The following is a 22,781-nucleotide window of genomic DNA, read 5'->3' as shown; positions in this document are numbered from 1 at the left end:
GTCCGCTCCGCCCGGCGCTATGCGACGACGACGATGCCGCCGGAGCGCTCCATCCCCGACTCCAGGGTCGGGGACGGCCGGGCGTCGGTGATCAGCCCGTCGACGTCCTCCAGGCCGCACACGCGGTGCGGGGCGACCCGGCCGAATTTGCTGGCGTCCGCGAGGATGTAGGAGCGGACGGTGTGGGCGAGGATCAGCCGCCGGGTGGCCACCTCGTCCAGATGGAAATCGGTCAGCCCCGCCGAGGCGTCCACTCCCCCGGAGCCGAGGAACGCCACATCGGCGCGCAGGTCCGCGAAGAACGCGAGGGTCTGCGCGTTGGAGCAGACCAGGTCTCCGGCGCGCAACCGCCCGCCGCTGACCAGGACTTCGACGTTCGGCCGGCCCGCCAGCTCGGCGGCGACCAGCAGGGAACAGGTGGCGACGGTGCCCCGGTAGTCCGAAGGAAGGGCCCGGGCCACCTCCACCGCCGTGGTGCCGACGTCGATCACCACGGTCTGCCCCGGGCGCAGCAGCGCCGCCGCGGCGGCCCCGATGGCGACCTTCGCGCCCCGGTCCATCCCGGAGCGCTGGTCGAACGGCGCCTCCTCGCCGAAGCCGCCCGCGTTGTTGGTCGCGCCGCCGTGGACCCGTACGAGCAGTCCGCGCCGCTCCAGGGTCACCAGGTCGCGGCGGATGGTCTCGGCGGAGACGTCGAGCATGCGGGAGAAGTCCTCGGTCGATACGATCCGCTGCGCGCGCAACGCCTCGCAGATACGGCGGTGGCGTTCAGCGGGAAGCATCCGCGCCCGGTTCTGTGGATTGTTGCCCGTTCATGAGGAGGAGTGTGGATGTTCCCTCCAGGCGCGTCAAGGGTCCTGCGAGCGGGGCCAAACGTCGTAACCATGAATTAATCTCGCGGGTCGCCGCCACCGTACGAACGGGCCGTCCGGCGGCCGTTGACGGCCCCTCACAGCCCCTGACGGCCCCTCACGGCCCCTCACAGCCCCTCACAGCCCCGCCGCGAGAATGACGGGGGCGCTCTCACCCGGAGGTACGACGGCGGTCCGGAACGCCGTCGGCGGCGGCGCCGGCACGCCGGGCGGTGGGCGCCGGTCGGTGGGGCGCGTCCCGTTCGGCTGACCGCGCGGGCCGCCGGTCCGGGCCCGGACGCGCGAGAGCCGTACGTGGCGCGCGGGACACGCGCCACGTACGGCTCGGCGGGAGGGAGCACGTCACTCCCGCGACCGCATCGCCTCCAGGGGCCGGGCCCGCAGTATCCCGCGCGCCGGGACGCGGATCGACAGCACGGCCGTCAGCACCGCCGCCGCCACGATGGCCGCGAACACCCACGGCGGTCCGGACGGCAGCGGCCCGCCGGTGAGGGACAGGGCCAGCACCACCAGCGGTACGCCGGCCACCAGCGCGCCGAGCGCCACCGCGATGCCCGACAGGAGCGCCGTCTCGATGGCCAGCATCCGGGCGATCTGGCGGCGGGTACCGCCCACCAGGCGCAGCAGGGCGAGCTCGCGGGCCCGGCCGGTGGTGACGGTGACAAGGGTGGTGGCCACCGACAGCGCCACGTACCCCAGCAGCACCCCGAGCAGGAGCCGGTTCAGCCAGGCGTTGGCCTCCACCTCGTGGTCCTGGGCGACGAGCAGCGAGGCGCGGTCGCCGACGGTCAGCCCCGGATGGCGCCGCTCCAGCGCGCCCAGCCCGGCGGCGACGGCCGCGCGGTCCGCGCCGGGTGCCAGGGCGACGAGTACGGCGTCGGCGAGCCGGTCGGTGGTGTGCGGCAGCACCGTGGCCGCGGGCAGCAGCACATCGCCGAAGCCCAGGTTGGGGCGGTACACGGCGACGACGCGGGGCTTCGCGCGGGTCCCGTCGCCCAGGACGAGGGCGACGCGGTCCCCGACCCGCTTGCCGAGGTAGCGCGCCTCGGTCCCGCTGAGCGCGACGGTGTCGCCGCGCAGATCGCCGAGCCGGCCGGAGGCGACCGGGAGGTCGAGCGTGCCCGTGAGTCCGGTGGCGTCGATGCCGTGGGCGACGGACCGGGAGAGCGGTTCGTCGAGGAGGGTCCGCCCGACGGCGACGACCTCGGTGGCGACCAGCGGGGTCGTGGCGGTGACACCGGGTATGTCGCGGGCGGCGTCGGCGACTTCGGGCGCGACGCCGCCGCCCGCCCCGGAGACCACGAGATCGGCGACCGTGGCCGCGCGGGCCTGGTGCCGCGTCGCCTCGGCCAGGGTGGTCTGGCTGTAGAACTGGCTGGTCGCGAAGCCGATCGTCAGGACGAGCGGGGTGACGGCCGCCGCCAGCCGCCGCGCGGCGGCCCGGCTGTTGGCCGCCGCGAGGAAGCCCGCGGCGCCGCTCGGCAGCAGGCCGCCGCCGAGCCGGGTGAGCGTGGCCATCAGCCGGGGGCCGAGCATCGCGACACCGATCAGGGCCAGCATCGAGGAGAGCCCGGCGGGCACCACGGCGAGACTCGGCGGCAGGAACGGCACGGCCGCAACGGCCATCAGCGCCAGGCCCAGCAGCACGTGGCCGCCGATGATCCGGCCACGCCCCAGCTCGGCCGTCTCCACCACGGACTCCCGCAGCGCCTCCACCGGGCGCACCCGCACCCGGCGCCCGGCCGCCGCCCCCACCGCGAGCCGCGCGGCGCCCAGGCAGAGCAGCACCGCGACCACGCCGGGCACCGGGCCGATGGACAGCGCGAAGCCCTCCTCGATCACACCGATCCGGGCGAAGCCGTCCCGCAGCAGCCGGGCGGCGAGGTAGCCGGGCCCGACGCCGAGCAGCGCCGCGGCGCCCGACACCAGCAGTGTCTCGGTGGCGAGCATCCGGCGCACCTGGCGCGGGGTGGCCGCCACGGCGCGCAACAGGGCTATCTCGCGCCGTCGCTGATGGACCATCAGGGAGAGTGTGCCCGCCACCACCAGCACGACGATCATCAGCACGAATCCGGAGAACGAACCCGACACCACCGACAGCACGGTGCGCGAGCGCGCAGCGCCGAGGAACTCGACCTCGCCCCGGTCGTCGCCGGCCCGTACCACCGCGCGGCCCCCGTACCCCTGGTCCGCGAGGGTGCGTTCGATACGGGTGACGGCGGTGTCGGAGGCGGTCAGCGAGCGCACGAGTCCGATCAGCCCGTCCGCGCCGCCGGTCTCCACGCCGGGGTCGGTGAAGACGCCGATGGCCGCGAACGCGCCCGGATGCCCGGACAGTTCGCGGGCCCGCGCGTCGGTGAGGAACAGCGCGCTCTGGCGGAGCGGTCCGGCACCGTCCGGCGGGGCCGCCACACCGACGACCCGGTACGGTACGGCGCCCTCGGCCGTCGCGATCCGGATCCGCGCCCCGGTGTCCGCGCCCGCCCGCGCGGCGGTCCCCGCGTCGAGCACCACCTCGTCGGGGAGGCGCGGGGCCCGGCCCGAGCGCAGCGCGAACGGCGTCAGCCGCGCCGAACCCCAGCCGTGGCCCAGCGTCTGCCCGCCGCCGGGTGCGCTCACCACCACGCCGTCGCCCGTCACGATCGTCGCCGGGAAGCTGACCTCGCCCACGGCACCGCGCACGCCGGGGGTGGCGGCGATCTTCGCGACCAGCCCGGCGGGGAGCATCGCCCGCTCGGGCAGCGGCTCGACGACGTCCGGTCCTTCGTCCTCCGGCGCGACGACGGACTGCCGGGCGCCGACCACGACGGGGACGGCCCCGTACCGCTGGGGCGCGATCCCGGCGAAGAGGCCCGACTCCAGCAGCACCCCGCAGGCGGTCACCAGGATGGCGCCGCCGAGCACCGCGAGGAACGACGCGACGAACTCGGCGCGATGGGCCCGGATCGACTGTACGGCGAAGGACAGCCCGCTCATCGCTCCCCCAGCCCGGTCATCCGCGCGGCCACCGACTCCGCTGTCGGGGCATGGAGCCGGTCGACGATCCGGCCGTCGGCGAGGAACATCACGAAGTGGGCCCAGGACGCGGCGACCGGATCGTGGGTGACCATCACGACGGTCTGGCCGAGCGAGTCGACCAGCTCCCGCAGCAGCCCCAGCACCTGGGCGCCGGTCCCGGTGTCGAGCGCGCCGGTCGGCTCGTCGGCGAAGATCACATCGGGCCGGGTCACCAGGGCGCGGGCGATCGCCACCCGCTGCTGCTGGCCGCCGGACAGCTCGCCGGGGCGCCGCGTCAGCAGTCCGTCGATCCCGACCGCGTCCGTGATCCGGGCCAGCCACGCCGGGTCGACGGGCCGCCGCGCGAAGCGCAGCGGCAGGGTGATGTTGTCGAGGACGCCGAGCGCGGGAATCAGGTTGTACGCCTGGAAGACGAAGCCGATCCGCTCGCGTCGCAGCTCGGTCAGGGCCGTCTCCGACAGCCCGCCCAGATCGGTGTCCCCGAGCAGCACCCGGCCCGAGGCGGGCCGGTCGAGACCGGCCGCGAGGTGCAGGAAGGTGCTCTTGCCCGACCCCGAGGGGCCCATCACGGCGGTGAACGTGCCGCGCGGGATGCCGGCGGTCACCCGGTGCAGGGCGGTGACGGCGGCGGCGCCCGTTCCGTAGACCGCGGTGGCCGCCTCCAACCGGACGGCGAAGCCGGAAGCGCCGGCGTCCGTCACCGTCCGCTCCGCCGCTCGCCCCGACGCCCGTACCGGCCCTGCCGTCATGATCCGCTCCTTCACCGCCGCACCGCCGCACCCATGTGTTCGACGGAGCGACGGTAGGCCGGAGGCGTTGGCCCGAACCATCCCGTACATGCCATGATCGATGGTGGAGTCCGCTCCACCATCGGGCTCCGCCACGGGGCCATCGGGCCAGGGAGCAGACCGCAGTGACAGAGCGCAGACCCGGCCGATCACATGCCCGACTGCACGCCCGGCTGGGCGAGTTGAGGTTCCTCTCGGTCGGCGCGTGCACCGGCCTCGCCGCGTGGTTCCTGCTCGTCGGGCTGATGCTGAGCGTCGCGCCGATCGTCACCCTGCCGCTGCTGCCGCGCACCGCGCGGAGCGCCCGTCGGCTGGCCGCGTTCGAGCGCCGCCGTACCGGCCGCTATCTGGATACGGCGATTCCGGCGCCCCGGCCGGCCGACGGCGACGACATCGGGGCCGTACTGGCGAGCCCGGAGACGCGCCGGGACGTGGGCTGGCTGGCGTTCCACGCCGCGTTCGGCCTGCTGACCGGGTTGGTGGCGGTGGGGTCGGTCGCCGGTGTCGTGCAGAACGTGGCGGTCGCCGCGGTGTGGCCGCTCCTCCCCTCGGCCGCCACGACGCTGGACCAGCCGGTGGGGTCGTGGGGCGGGGCGGGCCTCGCGCTGGCGACCGCCGCCGGATACGCCCTGTTCGGGGCGGTCCTCTCGCCACCGCTGGCCCGGTGGTACGCGCGGCGCTCGGCGGCGCGGCTCGCGCCGCCTGAGCCGACCCTCGTCGAGCGCCTCGCCGAGGTCACCGCCACCCGGGCCGCCGCGCTCGAAGCGCACGGCACCGAGCTGCGCCGGATCGAGCGCAGCCTCCACGACGGCACGCAGAACCGTATCGTCGCGGTGGTCATGCATCTGGGCATGGTGGAACGCGCGCTGCGCCGCGACCCCGAGTCGGCGCTGCCGATGATCCTCACCGCGCAGGACGCCGCCACCGACGCGCTCAGCGAACTGCGCGAGGTGGTCCGGCAGATCTACCCGCCCGTGCTCACCGACCGGGGGCTGCGCGGCGCGGTGGCGGCGCTGGCAGCGCACTGCGCGATCCCCTGTGCCCTGGCGGCGGACGAGGAGCTGCCCCGCGCGCCCGCCGCCGTGGAGGCGGCGGCCTATTTCGTGGTGGCCGAGGCGCTCACCAACGCCGTCAAGCACAGCGGGGCCCGGCAGATCGGCGTCTCCCTGCGCGCCGAGGGCGGCCGGCTCACCGTCGAGGTCAGCGACGACGGCCATGGCGGCGCCGACGGGACGCGGGGCTCCGGAGTGGTCGGGATCCAGCGCCGCGTCGCCGCCTTCGACGGCACGACCCACCTCCACAGCCCGCCCGGCGGACCCACGGTCCTGCGGGCCGACATCCCCCTAGGAGCATGAAGCCGTGCGCATCGTCATCGCGGAGGACGACGCCCTGCTGCGAGCGGGCCTCACCCATCTGTTGCGCGCCGAGGGCATGGAGGTGACCTCCGCCGTCGACAACCCCACCGGTCTGCTGGCCGCCGTCGAGGCGGACCGCCCGGATGTCGCGGTGGTGGACGTCCGGATGCCGCCCACCTTCCGGGACGAGGGGCTGCGCGCCGCCGTCGAGGCGCGCAGGCGCCGGCCGGGGCTCGCGGTGCTCGTCCTGTCGGCGCACGTCGAGGACAGTTACGCCACCGAGCTGCTGGCCGACGGCGCGGGCGGGGTGGGCTACCTCCTCAAGGAGCGGGTCGGGAAGGTCGCCGACTTCCTCGACGCGCTGCACCGGGTGGTGGACGGCGGCACCGCCATGGACCCGGAGGTCGTCGCCCAACTGCTGCTGCGGCGCAGGGCCGACGACCCGTTGCTCAGCCTGACCCCGAGGGAGCGCGAGGTGCTGGGGCTGATGGCGGAGGGCCACTCCAACGCGACGATCGCCGGTCTGCTCACGGTGAGCGGCGGCGCGGTGCACAAACACATCGGCAACATCTTCAGCAAGCTGGGCCTGCCCGCGACGGACGCGGGCCACCGAAGGGTGCTGGCGGTGCTCGCGTATCTGAAGGCGTGAGGGGGCCTGCCGTATGCGGGGTGGGGCAGGCCCCACCCCGCATACGGCAGCTGCCGGGATTACGGCGCAGTGGGTGCCTCGCACATCCTGATGACCGGCCGATGAACGAGCGTCCGGCCTGTCCTCAAGGAGTACGCCCCATGTCCGACCACACCCCTGCCCCCGCCCCCGACGCCCCTGGCGCCCGCCGTGGGGCGGTCCGCCGCAGGGCCGCCGCGCTGCTGGCCCTCACGCTGGTCGCCGGCGCGGGGCTGCCCGCCGCGTACGCCACGGCGACGACCACCACCGCCGGCGCGTCGACCGATCACGGCACGAAGCCCGGCGACAAGGCGATGCGGAAGATAGTCGACGGGCTGGTGAGCGGGGACCAGCGACCCGCGGCGCTGGCCGGTACCCGCGAGCGCGACGGCCGTACGGGCGCCTTCACCGCCGGATACGGCGACCTGGCGGCCAGGACCCCGGTCCCCGCCGATGGCCAGGTGCGGATCGGCAGCAACACCAAGACGTTCGCCTCGGTCGCGGTGCTGCAACTGGTCGGGGAGGGCAAGATCGGCCTCGACGAGCCGATCGAGACGTATCTGCCGAACCTCATCAGGGGCGAGGGCATCGACGGCCGGAACATCACCGTACGGCAGCTGCTCCAGCACACCAGCGGGCTGCCCGAGTTCACCCAGCACATCGCGGTGGACTTCGCGGCTCTCCAGCACCGCTACACCGAGCCGCGCGAACTGCTCGACCTGGCCCTCCAGGACAAGGCGATGTTCGCGCCCGGCACCAAGTGGGCCTACAGCAACACCAATTACATCGTGGTCGGGCTGCTGCTCCAGAAGGTGACGGGACGGCCCGTCGCCGAGGTGGTCAACCAGCGGGTGGTCGACCGGATCGGGCTGAGGCACACGTACTTCCCGCAGGTCGGCGAGATGACGATCCGCGAGAAGCACCCGAAGGGCTACCACGCCGACGAGCCCGGAGCGCCGCTGCGCGACGCCTCGGTGACCGACCCGTCGTGGGGCTGGGCGGCGGGCGCGATGGTCTCCACCAACAGCGACATGAACCGCTTCTTCACCGCGCTGCTCGACGGCAGGCTGCTGAAGCCCGCCCAGCTCGCCGAGATGAAGACGACCGTGCCGGCCGAGGACCTGGCGCCCGGTGCGCGTTACGGCCTCGGCCTGATGCGCAAGCCGCTGTCCTGCGGCGGCGTCTACTGGGGACACGGCGGTGACATCCACGGCTACGAGACCCGGGGCGGCGTCACGGAGAAGGGCCGCTCGGTGAACATCGCGGTCACCGTCCTGCCGAACGACCTGTCCGAGGCGGAGGAGATGGAGAAGGCCGTGGACACGGCGCTCTGCCGCTGACGGGCGGGCGGAGCCCCGCCACCACTCGGCCGGGCGCGGGCGCCCCGGTCAGCCGGCGAAGCCCAGGACGTACCGCCGCTGCCAGGGCGTCTCCACGGCACGGGGGTGGTAGTGCCGCCGTACGAACGCCACGGCGTCGTCCGGCGGTACGCCGTCGAGGACGGCCAGGCAGGCCAGCGCCGTCCCCGTACGCCCGCGCCCGCCGCCGCAGGCGACCTCGACCCGCTCGCCGGCAGCCCGTCGCCATGCCTCGTCGAGCGCCTCCCGCGCGTCCGTACGGCTGCTGGGCAGCCGGAAGTCCGGCCAGCGCAGCCACCGCGCCTCCCACTCCACCTCGGGCGGCGGCTTGCCGAGCAGATACACCCCGTACGTGGGCACCGCGCCGCCGGGCAGCGGACGCCGCAGCCCCCGGCCCCTGACCAGGCGCCCGGAGGGAAGTGCCAGGACGCCGCTGTCGGTTGAGGTCCAGCTCTCGGTCATGGCGCCACCCTAGGCGGCGCGGAGGGCGGACGGAGTCGCGAGCGCGGTGGGCGGCAGACCCATCACCCGAAGCCCGGGAGTCGCTGAAGGCGTCGACATGGGCGGCGTCCACCCCGGAGCGCAGCACGCGAAGGGCCTCCCGATGCACGAGAGCGGGCAGTTGGAGGCGCCCGCGCCTCCGCCCGTACCGCAACCACATCCGTGGCTCGGTCCGGGGTCTTCCTACGGGAGCGCCGAACGTCGTGGACCGACGGGAAGACCGCACACAGGAGGAACAAGAGCGCCGGCCCCACCCAGAACCCTGGCGCCCCGGCCCGGTACTCGCGACGCCGGTTCATGTTGCGGCGGACCCGTCCGCGCCGGAATGCCGCGGGAGGGGCCGGCGCCACTCCCCGGCCGACCGCTGCACGGCGTCGATGAGTCATCCCCCTGCCCCTTCGTCACCCACAGCCTCAAGCCTGACGCAAGGGGAGGGTCAAGGGGACCCGCGAGCAGATCGTGTGCCCCACGTCGCGCACAACGGGACAGCGGACACACGACCCGAGAGCCCAGCCCATCCGGCACGGACACATCGAGCACACCACCCCCGGTGGATGCCGGACCGGCTGGGACGCCGGACATCCTCCGGCCGTTGGGCGCACGGCTCCCCGCACCCCGGGGCGCCCCACGGCAACGAACCCCGGACACGGGGCATGAGTCCCAGCAGACGGACGGCGGTCGGGCGCCGAGACCGGCCGGGCCACCCCACGCAAAGTGTGCGCACCCACCAAGATGCCAGTGGGCCGCACGGGCCGCCGGATTACAGGCGCGGCTCGTCGGTGAGGGTGTCGATGGCGCCGAGAGCGGCGACGAAGGCGGTCCACGCGGGGGCGGGGAAGACGAAGGCGGGGCCTTGGGGATGCTTGGAGTCACGTACGGCCATGGCGCCATCGGCGAGCCGAGCGCCTTCGACGCAGTCCCCCACGTGATCGTTGCTGTAGCTGGACTTGAACCACTTAACCCCGGTCGTCACGAGCGCATCTCCCCAGCGGCAACGGCATGCACGAAGGCTACCCATGCGGTTCCAGCGAAAACGAAGGCCTGGCCTTGAAGGTGCTTGGAGTCACGTACGGCTATCGCGCTGCCGCCGAGGCGAGCACCTTCGAGGCACTGCCCTCCCTGGGCATTGCTGTAACTGGACTTGAACCACTCAACCCCGGTCGTCACGAGCGCATCTCCCCAGCGGCAACGGCGTACACGAAGGTCACCCATGCGCTTCCAGCAAAGACGAAGGCCGGGCCTTGAAGGCACTTGGAGTCACGTACGGCTATCGCGCTGCCGCCGAGGCGAGCACCTTCGACGCATGCGCCACCCTGGGCATTGCTGTAACTGGACTTGAACCACTCGGCGCCCGTCAGCGCATCAGCCGTGGTCGTCATTGAGATCAATGCTCCTTCATTGCTTTCTTGATCATACTCAGGGACTCCTGCGGTCCCGGAGCAAGGGCTTGCAGCTCGCTGAAGGCTTCCTCGTGAAGCTCCACGTCGGACTGTCGTCGACTCACCCACGTGTCAGCCAGATTCTCGAAGTAGATGATCGGCTTGAGCGCGTCCCGGTCGTGGAACTGAAGCGTGTGGAAAGCTCCGTCCATCCCTGGATGGGCTCCAGCCGCGAACGGGACCACTTGGACCCGGACGTTGGGCAACGAAGCGATCTCAGCGATGTGCGCGAGCTGCCCGCGCGTGACCGCCGAGCCTCCCACCCGTCGACGCAGTACAGACTCGCTGAAAATCGCGGCGAACTTCAACGGAGATTCCCGGTGCAGCGCTTCCTGCCGTGTCATCCGCACCGCGATCATGCGGCTGATCTCTTCCTCGCCGAGCCCTTGGTGGGCCCGCTCGTAGATCGCGCGGACGTACGCCTCGGTCTGGAGCAAGCCGGGTACGTACTCGGATTCGTAGTTGTGCAACGTCGTAGCCGTTGCCTCCAGCCCCAGGTACGCCTTGAATCCCGGCGGGATGACCGGACGGTACTCCGATGACTGCCACCAGTCCCGCTTCGTCTTCGTGACCGCCGCGTACCCCTTCAGCATCGCCGTCGTCTCGGCGTCCGCCTCAAAGATCTGGCAGAGCGCCATGATGTCGGACGGCTCTACGACCAAGTTCTCACCCGTTTCCAGGCGGGTCAGCTTCGATGGACTCCAGAAGAGCTTCCTGACCACCTGAGTTGACGTCAGTCCGGCCCGGAGCCGGAGATTCCGCAGCTCCTTGCCAAGCTGTAGGCGACACAGAGCGGGTGTTGCCGACTCGACGTCCGTGTTCATCTGCTGTCCTCTCGGTGCACTGCCCAGTGTGTCGACGCTTGTTCTGCCTCCGCAAGGAACGTTCTGCGTCACAGCGGGAGTCACCGTCCGGCAGCGTGAAGCCCTCTCGTACGGACGGTAATTCACCGTGAGACCTGCACGCAGAATTCGGCAGGAACGTCCTAACGGTCGTACATCTGGTGCGAGGCTATACCTGCAACTCACTCATCGCAGCCGAAAGGCTGCACTCAGTGAGCACAGGGACCGACGGTAAGGACTCGCGATGCCTCCCTCGCCACACACCACAACACCCGCCCCGCCCGCCCCAGTCGGGATACGGGACATCGCTCTGCGCCTGACCATGTCGTTCAAGCCCCACACCCGCCGTGTCGAGCACACCCGGCGCATGGCCGGCGCCCTTCTCCGGCAGGGCGACGTGGCGAGGGAGGCCGTCGAGACCGTGCAGTTGCTGGTCAGCGAGATCCTCACCAACGCCGTGGTGCACGGGGGCGGCGACCGTGTCCGGTTCTCCCTCTCGTACGACCAGTGCGGCACCGTACGCATCGAGGTGGACGACCGGTCGCCCGCGCACGTGGTCGTTCGGCACCCCGGGCCGGACGAGGAGAACGGCCGGGGGATGTTCCTGGTGGACGCGCTCGCGCGCAGCTGGGGGCGGCGGGGGACGCGTACGTGGTGCACCGTCAGCGTCGGCCCTTCAGGGGAGGTGCGCGCGTGACCGGTATCCGCCGTGATCCCGGTTCGCACTGGCGCCGGGCGCCCATCCAGTTCGCCACGGATGCGCGGACGCTCCGGCGTCTGCTCGCCGGACTCGTCCTTCGACGGGCCGACCATCCCCAACTGCCCTTCCTCGCCCACGCGTCAGCGCCCACCCAAGGGCCGGTCCCCGCCCGGACACCCTCCCCCGTCGCGCCCAAGGCCACCGGCCAGGAGGCCGGAAGCGCAGGCAGCGACGGGGAGTCCGTACGGGACGGTCAGCACAGCCAGTGCGTACGAGACGCGCGAGATGAACCAGATGCACGAGACGTAAGAGACGTAAGAGATGTAAGAGATGTAAGAGACGCACCGGACGACACCCGGCCCATCGACCTCGTCACCATCTCCCAGACGGTCTCCGCCGCTCTCGAACCGCGACCGGTCCTCCCCGAGCGCACCTGGGTGGACACCACCACGTCGCAACTCAGGGGCCACCTCGAACTACTGCTGCGCGACTACGACGTCGACACCGCCCCCGCCACAACCGCCGACACCGACACTCCGGAGTACCTGGCCCTCCACCGTGACGCCTACCGGCTGCTCACCCTGTACAGGTCATGGAACGAGGACCGGACCACCCCGCCCCCCACGCGTACGAGCTGATGCGCGCCCTGGCCGCCACCACCCGGGACTTCGCCGCGCTCTTTCAGCGTCACCGGACGCCTCCCCCGCACCCGAGCACACAGGGGCCGCCCCCGTGACCCCCTTGAAGGCCCAGGTCCTCCACATCCTGGCCATCACGTCCGTCGGCGGCTCCATCATCCTGGCGCTCTTGCGCCGCCAGTGACACCGGGCCCGGTGCGCGGCATCCCGTCGCGCCCCGCTCCGTTCCACGCCTCACGTTCGCAATCTGCGGCAATCGCGCCCCGCGCAGGGGCCGGCCGCCGCATTCTGGATCTCCAGCCAGCCATTCAGGAGGAGGACGCCATGACTCTCAAGTTCATCGGCACCACATCCGACCACGGCAACTGCCCCACCCTGTACGAAGTGGAGGACACCGACAAGATCGTGGTCCAGGGCGAGCGTCTCACCGACCCTGACGATCTCGCCCAAGTGCGGGATGTCAAGGACTCGGAGACATTCGTCGTCGTCCCTCGCGCGTTGCTCACCCGCTTCGCGCCCAAGGAGTGACCTTGCCACCGCTGATTCCGTTCGAGGACATCACCCATCTGTTCACCGAGTTCGAACACACCGCCTGGCGGCTGGAGACCCAGCGGTTCTACGCCACGGACCGCGTCAGTCCCAAGTGGCGGCGGTGGAAGGACGGTGAGGACATCGCGAGCGAACCCGCCGACTCCTGGCGGATCAACGTGACGCGGCAGACAGCGCTGGGCAAGCGCTTCGAGCGCGTGCGCCTGGTGGACGAACCGGCGAGCGAGGGGCAGATGTTCCTCCTGGCCTCCGGCCTCGGCAACGTCGCGGCCGGTGAGGACATCCGAAACCTTCGACGCGCGGATGCCGCGCGGATCGGGCTGCCGGATTACGACTTCTGGCTGTTCGACTCACGCACGGTCGTCAAATTCGCCATAGACGACCAGGGAACGACGCTCGGAGTTCACGTACTCGACGACGCCGAGAGTGTCGTACGGGCCTGCCAGGCGCGCGACGCCGCCTGGCATCACGCGGTGGCCACGGCGGAGTTCCAGGCGGGCGTAGCGTCTGCTCCGTGACCACCGATTTCCAGGCCGGCCGGGTCGCTCTCGGTGCGCGGCTGCGCCAGCTGCGCACCGAGGCGGGGCTGAACGGCAAAGGCATCGCCGAGCGGCTCGGCTGGCAGCGTTCCAAGGTCTCCCGGCTGGAGCACGGCAAGCAGACCGCGAGCATGGACGATCTCGACGCGTGGGCTCGGGCGGTCGGCTCTCCCTCCGCCGCTGCGGATCTGAAAGCCCGACTGCTGGGGCTGGAGTCGCAGCAACGCTCGTGGCGCCGCCAGCTTGCCGCCGGGCACACGGGAGTTCAGGAACGGTACGTCGCCGAGTTCCGGGGGGCGTTCGTGGTGCGTGGATACGAGGCCACCGTCATACCGGGCCTCTTCCAGACCCCGGAGTACGCTCGGCACCTGCTCACACACAACGCGGACCTCCAGCAGACCCCCCGCGACACCGACGCGGCCGTGGGTGCTCGCATACGACGGCAGGATGTCCTGCATGAGCCCGGCAGGGCCTTCCGTGTCCTTCTGTGGGAGGGCGCACTTCACGCACTGCCCTGTCCTCGTGAAGTGATGACGGGGCAACTCGACCGGCTTGTGGAGCTGATCGGCGTGGGCACGGTGCGTCTCGGCATCGTGCCGTTCGGAACCCCGCTACGGCTTACCCCCAAGCACGGATTCTGGATCTTCGACGAGAAGCGGGTTGTCGTCGAGACCATCAGCGCCGAGTTTCAACTCGAGTCGGCTCACGACCTGGCTCTCTACGGGCGCACATGGGACCGGCTCGACGAGAGCGCCGTGTACGGCCCACGGGCGCACCGCCTCATCGCCCGCGCGCGTACCTCCCTCGGCTGATTCGTCAGCAATCTCCCACAATCGACTGGCAGCCGTCAGTCCCCCGCTTCTAGCTTCGAGTTCGCAGCACAACACACCTCGATTCACCGGAAACAGAGGAGACCCGACATGGGCGGACAGCACAGCGGCGGCACCGGCGACGGCCAGGGCGGCGGTCAGCAGGACGACTCGAACAGCGGCGCACGGCACGGCGGGGGCGGGTCGGACGAAGGAGGCAACACCAGTGACGGCTCCGGCCCCGCGACCGGCAAGTAGCGGTGGGGCAAGGAAGCCGGGGAAGCGATGACATCGTGCACTGAAGAGGCGGGCCCCCAGGGGCTCGCCTCCGCGCTCGTGGCGGCGGGTGCGCTGACGACCGACTGGTTGCCGGCGTTCGGGGCGGTGCTCCGTGAGCTGTTCGTGCCGGACAGGATCTGGCCGGGCATCGCGGAGGGGACCCGGCAGTCGGCACTCGTCAACCGTGCGGACGCCCCGGACGCCTGGCGATCCGCCGTGTACTCCGACATTCCGCTGACCACGCAGTGGGACGACGGGCGGCATCGAGGGACCGGGCTCGGCGCCACGCCCACCAGTTCCAGTTCGATGCCACGCATGGTGTTCTCGATGCTCGCGGATCTCGACGTGGCCGGGGTACGCGGGCGCGGTCGGGTTCTGGAGGTCGGCACGGGCACCGGCTGGAACGCGGGGCTCCTCGCGTACCGGCTGGGTGACGAGAACGTGGTCAGTGTCGAGTACGACGCCACTGTCGCGCTCGCCGCTGTCGAGAACCTGCGCCGGGCCGGCCTCCGGCCCACGGTCGTGGTCGGCGACGGCCGGCTGGGGCACACCGGGGGCGCTCCGTACAGCCGGGTCGTCGCCACGTGCTCGGTCCACGACGTGCCGTACAGCTGGGTCCGCCAGACGGAGGAGGGCGGCATTGTCGTCGCGCCCTGGGGTACGGGGTACGGCGGTGAGGCGATCGTCCGGCTGGTGGTCGAAGGGGGCGTGGCCCGCGGCCGGTTCACCCGGTCGTCCGCGTTCATGCGGCTTCGCCAACAGCGCCCGCCCAGGCCGCCGTTGGCTGCCTATCTCGGAGGGGCGGTCTGGCCCGCCGATGGGGTGCGGAGCGCTACGGTCCTCTCCCCAGCCGCGACCGGGGACTGGCTCGCCCAGTTCGTCATCGGGCTGCGGGTGCCGGGGGTGTTCTGGCGGGCCGAGCGGTACGAGGACGGTGCCTACACACTCTGGCTCTACAGCGACGACACCTTGTCATGGGCCACGGCCGATCATGTGCCGGGAGAGGTGGCGGAGTTCGAGGTTGTCCAGTCCGGACCGCGCGAGCTGTGGAGCGAGGTCGAGGCGGCGTTCAGGTGGTGGGAGCGCCGTGGCCGGCCCGGATTCGACCGGTTCGGGTTGACGGTCGGCCCCGATGGGCAGCGTGCGTGGCTGGATGATCCGGGGGACTCCTGGCCGGTCTGAGGGGCCGATGGACCCACCCATCCGCCCACCCGACCGGGCACCACCGCCCCTCCCGGACGGCCGCCCACCCCGCCCCGGACGGCCGTCAGCCCCGCCCCGCACGGCCGCCCGCCCCGCCCCGGACAGCCGCCGGCCCGCCCGGTCGGCCAGCAGCACATGGCCGGTCCGCCGTCAGCCGTGGCCGGTCGGCCCCGACCCGTGGCCGATCGGCCGATGCGACCGGGGCTCCCGCCCGCCTAGCGTCGGGGGCACGCCGTACCGACCAGCGGGGAGACCTACCCATGAAGCAGCAGTCGCCGACCGTCACCACCACCGAATTCGCCGCCGACGCGGTCGAGTTGCTGGCGCGGACGATCCGTTACTCGATGAGGTTCGACGGCGGGACCACCGGGACCGAGCACCTCCTCGCCACCCTGCTGGACGACAACGAGAAGCCCGGGGCGGCCCTTGTTCCCGGCATGCGGAACTCCGCGGCGGTCTCCGGGCAGATCCGGGGGCGGGACGATCGGCACTGGGTGCACGACGACGCCTTCCACGGCGAGCCGGTCGCCGCCGACGCGCCCGGCGAGGCGGACAACAGGTTCGAGGCCGGGGCCGCTTGGCGGGAGGCGCTGTGGCTCGCGGCGCGGAAGTACGCGCGCAAGCTCCCGGACGGGGCGGTGTGGCCCGCGCGGCCGTCTGGGGCGCTCCGCGAGTCGCTGGTCGGGGCGGTGCGGCTGACGCGTGCGGAAGGTACGTACGAGGTGCGCGAGCGGCATCTGGCGCGCGCCCTCCTGAATGTGGGCGCGTGCCGGGCGGTGGAGGCCATGGCGATGCGCCGGGTGGATCCGGCGGCAGCCGCCTCGGCCCTGGACGCGCGGGCGGAGGCCGTGCGCGACGGGGCGGAGCCGTGGTGGTCGGAGGCCGAGGCCGAGAGCGGGAGTGTGAAGCTGCTGAGGACGTCCGGGCTGCTGGGCGAGCGCGGCACGTGGTGGATGCGGGGCATGATGTCCCTGATGTCACGTTCGGCGGGCGACGGTGACCCCGTACTGCTGGTGCTCTCCCACGAGGCGCGGCGTCAGGCCGCACGGCACGGCAGGAGCGCGGCGGAGCAGGAGGATCTGCTGCTGGCCATACCCGCCCTGGACCGGGCGCTCACGCTGGCGGGGGCGACTTCGTCCGGGACGCCGCGCTCGATCGGCTCGGTTGCCGGGCTGCTGCGGTCGCACGGCATGGATGACGCGCTGGTGACGCGGGCGGCGGACTCCGCCGGTCAGTCGGCCGGGTCCGTACCGGAGGACGACGCCGCCATCGCCGCCGACGCCGACGCCGCCCTCGCCGCCGACGCCGACCGGACGCTGGCCAAGGCCCGGCTGCTCTGCGCCGAGCGCGGCGCCGGTCCGGTCGGGGCGGAGCATCTGCTGGCCGCCCTGCTCGATGACGCGGACGGCCGGGCCGTCCGGCTGCTCCAGGACAATGGCGTGGACCTGACCGGGGTGCGCGACGGGCTGGACCTCCTGCTCGGCGCGTGACACCCGGCGGGCGTGCGACTCCGGCGACGGAGACGGTGGAGTGGTGGAGCGGTGGAGCGGGTGGAGACGAGAGGGGCGCGACCGGTGGCGGCGCTGGCGAGCGGGGCGGTACGGGTGCTGCTGCGCCGGGTACGGCGGACGACGGCGCGCGGTGCGGCGCTCCGGGCGGGCGCCGTCGCGGCGGGCGTCGTCCGGGAGGCGCGCGCGGCTCTCGCGGCGGTCCGGGCGGCTCCACGCCGTACCCGGGTGTTCGAGGCGGCCGTCTGCCTGCTGACGGCGGCCGCCGGGCTGCTTCCGCTGCTGTTCGTCCCTCCTGGCCGGCCCGTGCTCGCGGTGGCCGAGGCGTGCTGGGCGGCGTTCCTGGTCCCGGCCCGGCGGCGCTGGCCCGCCGGGGTGGTGCTGGGGGCGGTGCCGCTGCTGGCCGGGGACAACGTGTGGTCGCTGTCTCTGCTCCCGCTGACCATGCTGTTCGCCACCCGCAGGATCACCCCGGTCCGCCGGGCCTGGGCAGCGGTTCTGGCGGCCTGCGCGCTGGCGGTGTCCCTGTCCGCGCTCGTCCCTCTGCTCGCCCCGCGCGACTGGTTCGAGACGCTCGCGGGTACCGCGCTCAGCTCGGTCTTTGTGCTGCTGCTCCCGGCCCTGTCCGGCACGTTGCTGGGGCAACGGCGGCCTCTGGTACGGCTGTTGCGGGAACGCAACGCCTATCTGGAACAGGCGCGGGCGCTGACCGCCGCCACCGCGCGGATGGAGGAACGGGCCCGGATCGCCGGGGAGATGCACGACATGCTCGGCCACCGGCTGAGCCTGATCTCGGTGCACGCGGGCGCGCTGGAACTGGCGGCGGCCCGGCAGGCCCCGCCCCTGGCCGGGCGGGCGGAGCTGCTGCGTACCACCGCGGGCACCGCGATGGAGGAGTTGCGGGAGATCCTGGACGTGCTGCGCCGCGAGGAGATCGCGCCCCTGTCCCCGACACCTGACGAGGCCGACCGGGAACCCGAGGCGGTACGCGGTACCCGCGCGGACCTCACCGCTCTGGTGGCCGAGTCCCGCCAGGCGGGCGTGGCGGCCGAACTCGCCTGGTCGGGGCCGGATTCCGACGCCCTGAGCCCTCGGGTCCGGCAGGCGCTGCACCGGGTGGCGCGGGAGGGGCTGACCAATGTGCACAAGCACGCGGCGGGCGCGCCCACCCGCGTGGAGGTGGTCCACTCCGGACACCGCGTCGAGGTCACCGTCACCAACGAGGCACCGCGCGCGCCTTGGCGGCCGATGGCCGGGAACCGCAGCGGGCTGGCGGGGTTGGAGGAGCGGATCACTCTGATCGGGGGCTCGTTCACGGCGGGTCCGGTCGGGAACGCCGGGTTCCGGATAGCGGCGGGGCTGCCGTGCCGGGTGGGTACGGAGACGGCGCCGCACCCCGCAACCGCCGTACCCACGCCGCGCCCCGCAACCGCCGTACCCACGCCGCACCCCGCAACCGCCGTACTCACACCGCGCCCCGCAACCGCCGAACCCACGCCGCACCCCACGACCGCCGCACCTCCCGAACCCGCGCCGCGCCCCGTAACCGCCGTATCCGCCCCTGCCGCCCCCTCCGCCCCTCCCGCTCCGTACACGCCCTCGGATCTGTCGGCTCAAGCCCTCACCTGGCCGAGACTGCTCGGCGGGGGGTGCGCGGCGATCATGGTGATCCTGCCCACCGGGGTCTTCACGGCCTTCGTCCTGTTCAGTCAGGTCCTACGATGAGACGGTGATCCGAGTTCTCATCGCCGACGACGAAGCCCTGATGCGTACGGGAATCCGGCTGGTCCTGGAGAACGCCGGGGACATCGCGGTGGTCGCCGAGGCGGGGAACGGGAACGAAGCGGTCTCCGCCTGCCGGGAGCAGGACGTCGACGTGGCCCTGCTGGACATCCGGATGCCGGTCAAGGACGGTGTCGCCGCCGCCGAGGACATCGCGCTCGCCTCACCCCGTACCCGGGTGGTGATGCTCACGGCCTTCGGGGAGGAGCGGAGCGTGACCCGGGCGCTGCGCGCCGGCGCGAGCGGGTTCCTGCTCAAGGACACCGGGCCCATGGAGCTGATACGAGCGGTACAGACCGCCGCCACGGGCGAACCGGTGCTGGCGCCCCGGATCATGCGACGGCTGATGGACCGTCAAGTATCGGGCGGCGAACGGGCCGAGGCGGCGAGACACCGTGTCGAGCAGCTGACCCCGGCGGAGCGCGATGTGCTGCGGCTGCTCGGCCAGGGCCTGTCCAACGCGGAGATCGCCGGGGCGTTGCACCTGAGCACCAGTACCGTCAAAGCCCACATCAGCCGCGTCCTGACCCGTACGGACTGCACGAACCGGGTCCAGGCGGCCGTCCTGGCGCACGACGCGGGGCTGCTCGCAAGCTGAGGCGCTCCCGGTCGCCGCGGCTGCCGAGCGGCGGTCCGGGCGGTCCCGGCGGTAGAATCGGGCACCGCTCGGGTAGCGCGTCCACAGTGGAGCCACAGTGGACACAGAGGGTGAGGCATGGCCCTCTCGACCCTGGAGAAGCAACGATGCGACATGTCGGAAGGCCGGCCCTCCTCCTGAGCGGCGCTCTCTTCCTGCTGCCGCCGCTCACCCCGGCTCATGCCGCTCCTCCCCCGCCGCCCGCACCGGCCGCCGGCTCCGCCACAGACGCGGATACGGACGCGGATACGGCCGCGAATACGGATACGGATACGTACTGGACCGCCGACCGCATGCGGGCCGCGCAAGCCGTCCGGGCCGAACCGGCGAGCCGCGCGGGACGCGCCGCTGCCGCCGCAGTCGCCACCGCTCCGAGCAAGCCCTCGGCCGGGTTGCCCCTGGTCGGAACGTTCTTCTGGAGCGACGCGAAGGGCGCCGGGCACTTCTGCGGCGGCACCGTGGTCAACAGCCCCGGCAGGAATCTCGTCATGAGCGCCGGCCACTGTTTCGACGGGAAGACCGCCCGGCCGAACCTCGCCTTCGTCCCCCAGTACGACGACGGGAAGAAGCCCTACGGCTCCTACGCGGTCAAGCCGGGCGGCGTCTTCATCGACCAGCGGTACCTGACCCGGGGGCGCGACGCCGCCGCCGGTCTCGACTTCAACTTCATCCAGCTCGCACCGCGCGACGGAAAGAACGTGCAGGACGCCGTCGGCGGCGCCGACCCGCTGTTCGACGCGGGCTACGAGCACGACCCCGTCCGCCTCGTCGGCTACCCCGCCGACCAGTCGCACCCGCTCGAATGCACCGACAGGACCGAGCGGTTCGACAGTCCGTCCCCCGGCATCCCCGGCAGCTTCCTGCGGATCGAGTGCGACGCGTACTCGGGCGGTTCCTCCGGCGGCCCCTTCCTCGTCAGGAGCGACTCCGGCTGGGGAGTCGTCGGGGTCATCGGCGGCTGGAAGACCGGCGGCGACACGGACGACGTCTCGTACAGCCCCTACCTCGGCGAGGACGCCCGGGCGCTGTACGACCGGGCCACCGGCGGCTCTCCGGCTACGCCGTCCGGTGCGCGATGACGGCCGCGAGAGCCGCCGTCACATGGGCCTCGGTGGTGGTCTTGTCGACACCGAGGTCCGCGAGCACGCCCGTACCGTCCTCCAGCTCCAGCAGGGCCAGCAGGATGTGCTCGGTGCCGATGTAGTTGTGGCCCAGGCGCAGGGCCTCCCGGAAGGTGAGTTCCAGGACCTTCTTGCCGCGCTGGTCGTACGGGATGAGTTCCGGCACGGTCTCGACGGACGCCGGGAGCGTCGCGGTGACGGCCTCCCGGAGGGCCTCCGGGGTGACGCCCTGGTCGGCGACCGCCCGCGCGCCCAGCCCGTTCGGTTCGCTCAGCAGGCCGAGCACCAGATGCTCCGGGCGGATCTCCGCGTTGCCCGCGGCGCGGGCCTCGATCTGCGAGGCCACGACCACGTTGCGGGCGCGGTCGGTGAAGCGGCTGAACCCCTGGCTCGCGTCGAGGTCCACCACGCCGCCCGAGTCCTTGGGGACGAACCGCTTCTGGGCCGCCTGCTTGGTGACGCCCATGCTTCTGCCGATCTCCGTCCAGGAGGCGCCCGAGCGGCGCGCCTGGTCGACGAAGTGGCCGATCAGATGGTCGGCGACCTCGCCGAGGTGGTCGGCGGCGATGACGGCGCCGGAGAGCTGCTCCAAGGCGTCGGGGTGGACCTTCTTGATGGCTTCGATCAGGTCGTCGAGACGGACGGCATGAGGATCCTGGAGTGGATTGGTCATGCGTCAACCATAGGTTGACGGGCGTTAATCGTCAACCCTGGGTTGTCGACGAACACGCCTTCGACTCGTACCCGTTTGCCGCGCTTCATGCATATAGGTGAACGCGGAGAGGTACGTTTCCCTCACCCACCGTCTCCACCCGGCCCCCACGTCCAGCGCCCGAACGCCAACGCCCTGCCGCACGCCCCATGCCCCACCGCGCCCGTCCGCGCCCGACCGCGCCCCACCGCGCCCGTCCTGGAGTACGCGATGACCGAGACGACCGAGACCGAGACCGGCCCCACGCCGCCCATCTGCCCGTTCGACTTCAACGAAGCACTGGACTTCGACCCCGCGCTCGCGGACCTGATGGCCCGGGGGCCCGTCACCCGGATCCGGCTCTCGCACGGCGACGCGGACGCTTGGCTGGCCACCGGATTCGAGGCGGTGCGGCAGGTGACGACCGACCGCAGGTTCAGCCGGGCGGCAGTCGTGGGGCGGGACTTCCCCCGGATGACCCCGGAGCCGATCTTCTCCCCGGAATCGATCAACGTGATCGACCCGCCCCGGATCAGCAGGCTGCGCCGGCTGACCTCGCAGGCGTTCACCAAGCAGCACGTGGACCGGATGCGGCCCGCCATCGCGGCCATCGCCGACCGCCTCTTCGACGAGATGGCCGAGCACGGCCCGCCCGCCGATCTGGTGCACCACCTGTCGGACCGGCTCCCCCAGGAGACGATCTGCGAACTGCTGGGCATCGCACCGGCCGACCGGCCCTGGCTCCAGCGCTCCGCGCTGCGGATGCTGTCCATGGCGCCGGACAGCCGCCGGACGGCGGCGGAGGCCAAGGCCGAAATCATCGGCTACTTCCGCGAGTTGACGGCCCAGCGGCGCCGCTCACCGGGGGACGACCTGATCAGCCTCCTGGCCGCCGCCAAGGACGGCGACGACATGCTGGACGACGAGGAACTGGCCGTCATGGCGGAGACGCTCATGCTCAGCGGCCATGACACGGCGACCTGTCAGATCAGCGACATCTCCTATCTGCTGCTCACCCGGCCCGAGTTGACCGACCGGCTGAGAAGCCGACCCGAGGAACTCACCCGGTCGCTGGACGAACTGCTGCGCTACATCCCGTTCCGCAACGGCGTCGGCATCCCGCGCGTCGCCACCGAGGACGCCGAGATCGCCGGCGTCCCCGTCCGCGCGGGCGACTTCGTGCACGTCTCGTACCTGACGGCCAACCGCGACCCGGAGCGCTTCCCCGAACCCGACGTCATCGACCTGGACCGTCCGCCCACCCCTCATATGACCTTCGGCTGGGGCGGCCACCGCTGTATCGCCGTCCCGCTCGCCATGGCGGAGCTGGAGACCGCCATCGGCCTGCTGCTGAGCCGCTTCCCCGGACTGCGTCTCGCGGTGCCCCCCGAGGAGGTGCGCTGGGACACCACCACCATCCGCCGCTTCCCGCACGAACTCCCGGTGTCCTGGTAGGCGTGTCCTGGTAGGCCCTCATCCGCCCGC

Annotated in this window: 24 protein-coding genes; 15 read left to right on the top strand and 9 right to left on the bottom strand. The window is 72.4% G+C overall.

Annotation, left to right across the window (positions count from 1 at the left end):
- Positions 1-17: 17 nt before the first annotated feature.
- The 3 genes from ACFY6S_RS25175 to ACFY6S_RS25165 form a co-directional block, all read right to left on the bottom strand.
- Positions 18-782, bottom strand: a complete 765-nt coding sequence (locus tag ACFY6S_RS25175) for a DeoR/GlpR family DNA-binding transcription regulator (RefSeq protein WP_388814810.1) — start codon at positions 780-782, stop codon at positions 18-20.
- A gap of 432 nt (positions 783-1,214) precedes the next feature.
- The gene (locus ACFY6S_RS25170; RefSeq protein ID WP_388814812.1) at positions 1,215-3,848 is read right to left on the bottom strand and encodes an FtsX-like permease family protein; all 2,634 of its coding nucleotides are present in this window, start codon (positions 3,846-3,848) and stop codon (positions 1,215-1,217) included.
- Positions 3,845-4,639, bottom strand: coding sequence for an ABC transporter ATP-binding protein (locus ACFY6S_RS25165; RefSeq protein WP_388814814.1), 795 nt, complete (start codon positions 4,637-4,639; stop codon positions 3,845-3,847). Before ACFY6S_RS25165 ends, ACFY6S_RS25170 begins: the two co-directional genes overlap by 4 nt.
- Before the next feature lie 164 nt (positions 4,640-4,803).
- Between ACFY6S_RS25165 and ACFY6S_RS25160 the strand changes: the two genes are divergently transcribed.
- From ACFY6S_RS25160 to ACFY6S_RS25150, 3 genes are all read left to right on the top strand, one after another.
- Complete coding sequence (locus ACFY6S_RS25160) at positions 4,804-6,033, top strand: sensor histidine kinase (protein ID WP_388814816.1); 1,230 nt, start codon at positions 4,804-4,806, stop codon at positions 6,031-6,033.
- Between the two features lie 4 nt (positions 6,034-6,037).
- Positions 6,038-6,682, top strand: a complete 645-nt coding sequence (locus tag ACFY6S_RS25155; protein WP_388814818.1) for a response regulator transcription factor — start codon at positions 6,038-6,040, stop codon at positions 6,680-6,682.
- 140 nt (positions 6,683-6,822) lie between these two features.
- Positions 6,823-8,040 carry a serine hydrolase domain-containing protein gene (locus tag ACFY6S_RS25150; RefSeq protein WP_388814820.1) on the top strand — a complete coding sequence of 406 codons (1,218 nt, stop codon included), beginning with the start codon at positions 6,823-6,825 and terminating at the stop codon, positions 8,038-8,040.
- Positions 8,041-8,088: 48 nt separating this feature from the next.
- On the opposite strand, the gene ACFY6S_RS25145 is transcribed toward ACFY6S_RS25150, so the two are convergent.
- The 5 genes from ACFY6S_RS25145 to ACFY6S_RS25125 form a co-directional block, all read right to left on the bottom strand.
- Complete coding sequence (locus ACFY6S_RS25145) at positions 8,089-8,520, bottom strand: protein phosphatase (protein ID WP_388814822.1); 432 nt, start codon at positions 8,518-8,520, stop codon at positions 8,089-8,091.
- A gap of 799 nt (positions 8,521-9,319) precedes the next feature.
- Entirely contained in the window at positions 9,320-9,532 is a 213-nt protein-coding gene (locus ACFY6S_RS25140; RefSeq protein ID WP_388814823.1) for a DUF397 domain-containing protein, read from the bottom strand.
- Positions 9,529-9,771 (bottom strand): DUF397 domain-containing protein, encoded by a 243-nt coding sequence (locus tag ACFY6S_RS25135; RefSeq protein WP_388814825.1) that lies wholly within the window; start codon positions 9,769-9,771, stop codon positions 9,529-9,531. The genes ACFY6S_RS25140 and ACFY6S_RS25135 overlap by 4 nt, the downstream gene beginning before the upstream one ends.
- Entirely contained in the window at positions 9,723-9,938 is a 216-nt protein-coding gene (locus ACFY6S_RS25130) for a DUF397 domain-containing protein (RefSeq protein ID WP_388814827.1), read from the bottom strand. Before ACFY6S_RS25130 ends, ACFY6S_RS25135 begins: the two co-directional genes overlap by 49 nt.
- Before the next feature lie 5 nt (positions 9,939-9,943).
- On the bottom strand, positions 9,944-10,822 hold the full coding sequence (locus ACFY6S_RS25125) for a helix-turn-helix domain-containing protein (protein ID WP_388814829.1): 879 nt from the start codon (positions 10,820-10,822) through the stop codon (positions 9,944-9,946).
- A 262-nt stretch (positions 10,823-11,084) separates the two neighbouring features.
- Between ACFY6S_RS25125 and ACFY6S_RS25120 the strand changes: the two genes are divergently transcribed.
- The 11 genes from ACFY6S_RS25120 to ACFY6S_RS25070 all read left to right on the top strand — a co-directional run bounded on the left by ACFY6S_RS25120 (position 11,085) and on the right by ACFY6S_RS25070 (position 20,563).
- Complete coding sequence (locus ACFY6S_RS25120; RefSeq protein WP_389462594.1) at positions 11,085-11,537, top strand: ATP-binding protein; 453 nt, start codon at positions 11,085-11,087, stop codon at positions 11,535-11,537.
- A gap of 440 nt (positions 11,538-11,977) precedes the next feature.
- Positions 11,978-12,178, top strand: coding sequence for a hypothetical protein (locus tag ACFY6S_RS25115; RefSeq protein ID WP_388814832.1), 201 nt, complete (start codon positions 11,978-11,980; stop codon positions 12,176-12,178).
- A 324-nt stretch (positions 12,179-12,502) separates the two neighbouring features.
- The gene (locus ACFY6S_RS25110) at positions 12,503-12,706 is read left to right on the top strand and encodes a hypothetical protein (protein WP_388814833.1); all 204 of its coding nucleotides are present in this window, start codon (positions 12,503-12,505) and stop codon (positions 12,704-12,706) included.
- Positions 12,707-12,708: 2 nt separating this feature from the next.
- Entirely contained in the window at positions 12,709-13,245 is a 537-nt protein-coding gene (locus tag ACFY6S_RS25105; RefSeq protein WP_388814834.1) for a DUF6879 family protein, read from the top strand.
- Positions 13,242-14,078: a helix-turn-helix domain-containing protein gene (locus ACFY6S_RS25100; RefSeq protein ID WP_388814836.1), complete on the top strand. Its 837-nt coding sequence runs from the start codon at positions 13,242-13,244 to the stop codon at positions 14,076-14,078. Before ACFY6S_RS25105 ends, ACFY6S_RS25100 begins: the two co-directional genes overlap by 4 nt.
- 108 nt (positions 14,079-14,186) lie before the next feature.
- The gene (locus ACFY6S_RS25095; RefSeq protein ID WP_388814838.1) at positions 14,187-14,333 is read left to right on the top strand and encodes a hypothetical protein; all 147 of its coding nucleotides are present in this window, start codon (positions 14,187-14,189) and stop codon (positions 14,331-14,333) included.
- A 27-nt stretch (positions 14,334-14,360) separates the two neighbouring features.
- Positions 14,361-15,536 (top strand): methyltransferase domain-containing protein, encoded by a 1,176-nt coding sequence (locus ACFY6S_RS25090; protein WP_388814840.1) that lies wholly within the window; start codon positions 14,361-14,363, stop codon positions 15,534-15,536.
- A 281-nt stretch (positions 15,537-15,817) separates the two neighbouring features.
- Entirely contained in the window at positions 15,818-17,047 is a 1,230-nt protein-coding gene (locus ACFY6S_RS25085; protein ID WP_388814842.1) for a Clp protease N-terminal domain-containing protein, read from the top strand.
- Between the two features lie 60 nt (positions 17,048-17,107).
- Positions 17,108-18,790: a sensor histidine kinase gene (locus ACFY6S_RS25080; protein WP_388814845.1), complete on the top strand. Its 1,683-nt coding sequence runs from the start codon at positions 17,108-17,110 to the stop codon at positions 18,788-18,790.
- Positions 18,791-18,794: 4 nt separating this feature from the next.
- Positions 18,795-19,445 carry a response regulator gene (locus ACFY6S_RS25075; RefSeq protein WP_388814847.1) on the top strand — a complete coding sequence of 217 codons (651 nt, stop codon included), beginning with the start codon at positions 18,795-18,797 and terminating at the stop codon, positions 19,443-19,445.
- Positions 19,446-19,591: 146 nt separating this feature from the next.
- Positions 19,592-20,563, top strand: coding sequence for a trypsin-like serine peptidase (locus tag ACFY6S_RS25070; RefSeq protein WP_388814849.1), 972 nt, complete (start codon positions 19,592-19,594; stop codon positions 20,561-20,563).
- On the opposite strand, the gene ACFY6S_RS25065 is transcribed toward ACFY6S_RS25070, so the two are convergent.
- Positions 20,541-21,278: a Clp protease N-terminal domain-containing protein gene (locus ACFY6S_RS25065; protein WP_388814851.1), complete on the bottom strand. Its 738-nt coding sequence runs from the start codon at positions 21,276-21,278 to the stop codon at positions 20,541-20,543. The genes ACFY6S_RS25070 and ACFY6S_RS25065 overlap by 23 nt on opposite strands.
- 249 nt (positions 21,279-21,527) lie before the next feature.
- Between ACFY6S_RS25065 and ACFY6S_RS25060 the strand changes: the two genes are divergently transcribed.
- Complete coding sequence (locus ACFY6S_RS25060; protein WP_388814853.1) at positions 21,528-22,751, top strand: cytochrome P450; 1,224 nt, start codon at positions 21,528-21,530, stop codon at positions 22,749-22,751.
- Positions 22,752-22,781: the final 30 nt, after the last annotated feature.

The organism is Streptomyces sp. NPDC012835, assembly GCF_042900885.1.
Lineage (GTDB): Bacteria > Actinomycetota > Actinomycetes > Streptomycetales > Streptomycetaceae > Streptomyces.
The sequence above is the reverse complement of the archived record's forward strand: the minus strand, read 5'-3'. Positions and strand labels throughout refer to the sequence as shown.

What these genes read in the sequence shown, in the direction of transcription:
- ACFY6S_RS25175 (WP_388814810.1), bottom strand. Translation starts at nt 782, where the DNA reads ATGCTTCCCGCTGAACGCCACCGCCGTATCTGCGAGGCGTTGCGCGCG.
- ACFY6S_RS25170 (WP_388814812.1), bottom strand. Translation starts at nt 3,848, where the DNA reads ATGAGCGGGCTGTCCTTCGCCGTACAGTCGATCCGGGCCCATCGCGCC.
- ACFY6S_RS25165 (WP_388814814.1), bottom strand. Translation starts at nt 4,639, where the DNA reads ATGACGGCAGGGCCGGTACGGGCGTCGGGGCGAGCGGCGGAGCGGACG.
- ACFY6S_RS25150 (WP_388814820.1), top strand. Translation starts at nt 6,823, where the DNA reads ATGTCCGACCACACCCCTGCCCCCGCCCCCGACGCCCCTGGCGCCCGC.
- ACFY6S_RS25145 (WP_388814822.1), bottom strand. Translation starts at nt 8,520, where the DNA reads ATGACCGAGAGCTGGACCTCAACCGACAGCGGCGTCCTGGCACTTCCC.
- ACFY6S_RS25135 (WP_388814825.1), bottom strand. Translation starts at nt 9,771, where the DNA reads ATGGGTGACCTTCGTGTACGCCGTTGCCGCTGGGGAGATGCGCTCGTG.
- ACFY6S_RS25130 (WP_388814827.1), bottom strand. Translation starts at nt 9,938, where the DNA reads ATGACGACCACGGCTGATGCGCTGACGGGCGCCGAGTGGTTCAAGTCC.
- ACFY6S_RS25125 (WP_388814829.1), bottom strand. Translation starts at nt 10,822, where the DNA reads ATGAACACGGACGTCGAGTCGGCAACACCCGCTCTGTGTCGCCTACAG.
- ACFY6S_RS25120 (WP_389462594.1), top strand. Translation starts at nt 11,085, where the DNA reads ATGCCTCCCTCGCCACACACCACAACACCCGCCCCGCCCGCCCCAGTC.
- ACFY6S_RS25110 (WP_388814833.1), top strand. Translation starts at nt 12,503, where the DNA reads ATGACTCTCAAGTTCATCGGCACCACATCCGACCACGGCAACTGCCCC.
- ACFY6S_RS25095 (WP_388814838.1), top strand. Translation starts at nt 14,187, where the DNA reads ATGGGCGGACAGCACAGCGGCGGCACCGGCGACGGCCAGGGCGGCGGT.
- ACFY6S_RS25090 (WP_388814840.1), top strand. Translation starts at nt 14,361, where the DNA reads ATGACATCGTGCACTGAAGAGGCGGGCCCCCAGGGGCTCGCCTCCGCG.
- ACFY6S_RS25085 (WP_388814842.1), top strand. Translation starts at nt 15,818, where the DNA reads ATGAAGCAGCAGTCGCCGACCGTCACCACCACCGAATTCGCCGCCGAC.
- ACFY6S_RS25070 (WP_388814849.1), top strand. Translation starts at nt 19,592, where the DNA reads ATGCGACATGTCGGAAGGCCGGCCCTCCTCCTGAGCGGCGCTCTCTTC.
- ACFY6S_RS25065 (WP_388814851.1), bottom strand. Translation starts at nt 21,278, where the DNA reads ATGACCAATCCACTCCAGGATCCTCATGCCGTCCGTCTCGACGACCTG.
- ACFY6S_RS25060 (WP_388814853.1), top strand. Translation starts at nt 21,528, where the DNA reads ATGACCGAGACGACCGAGACCGAGACCGGCCCCACGCCGCCCATCTGC.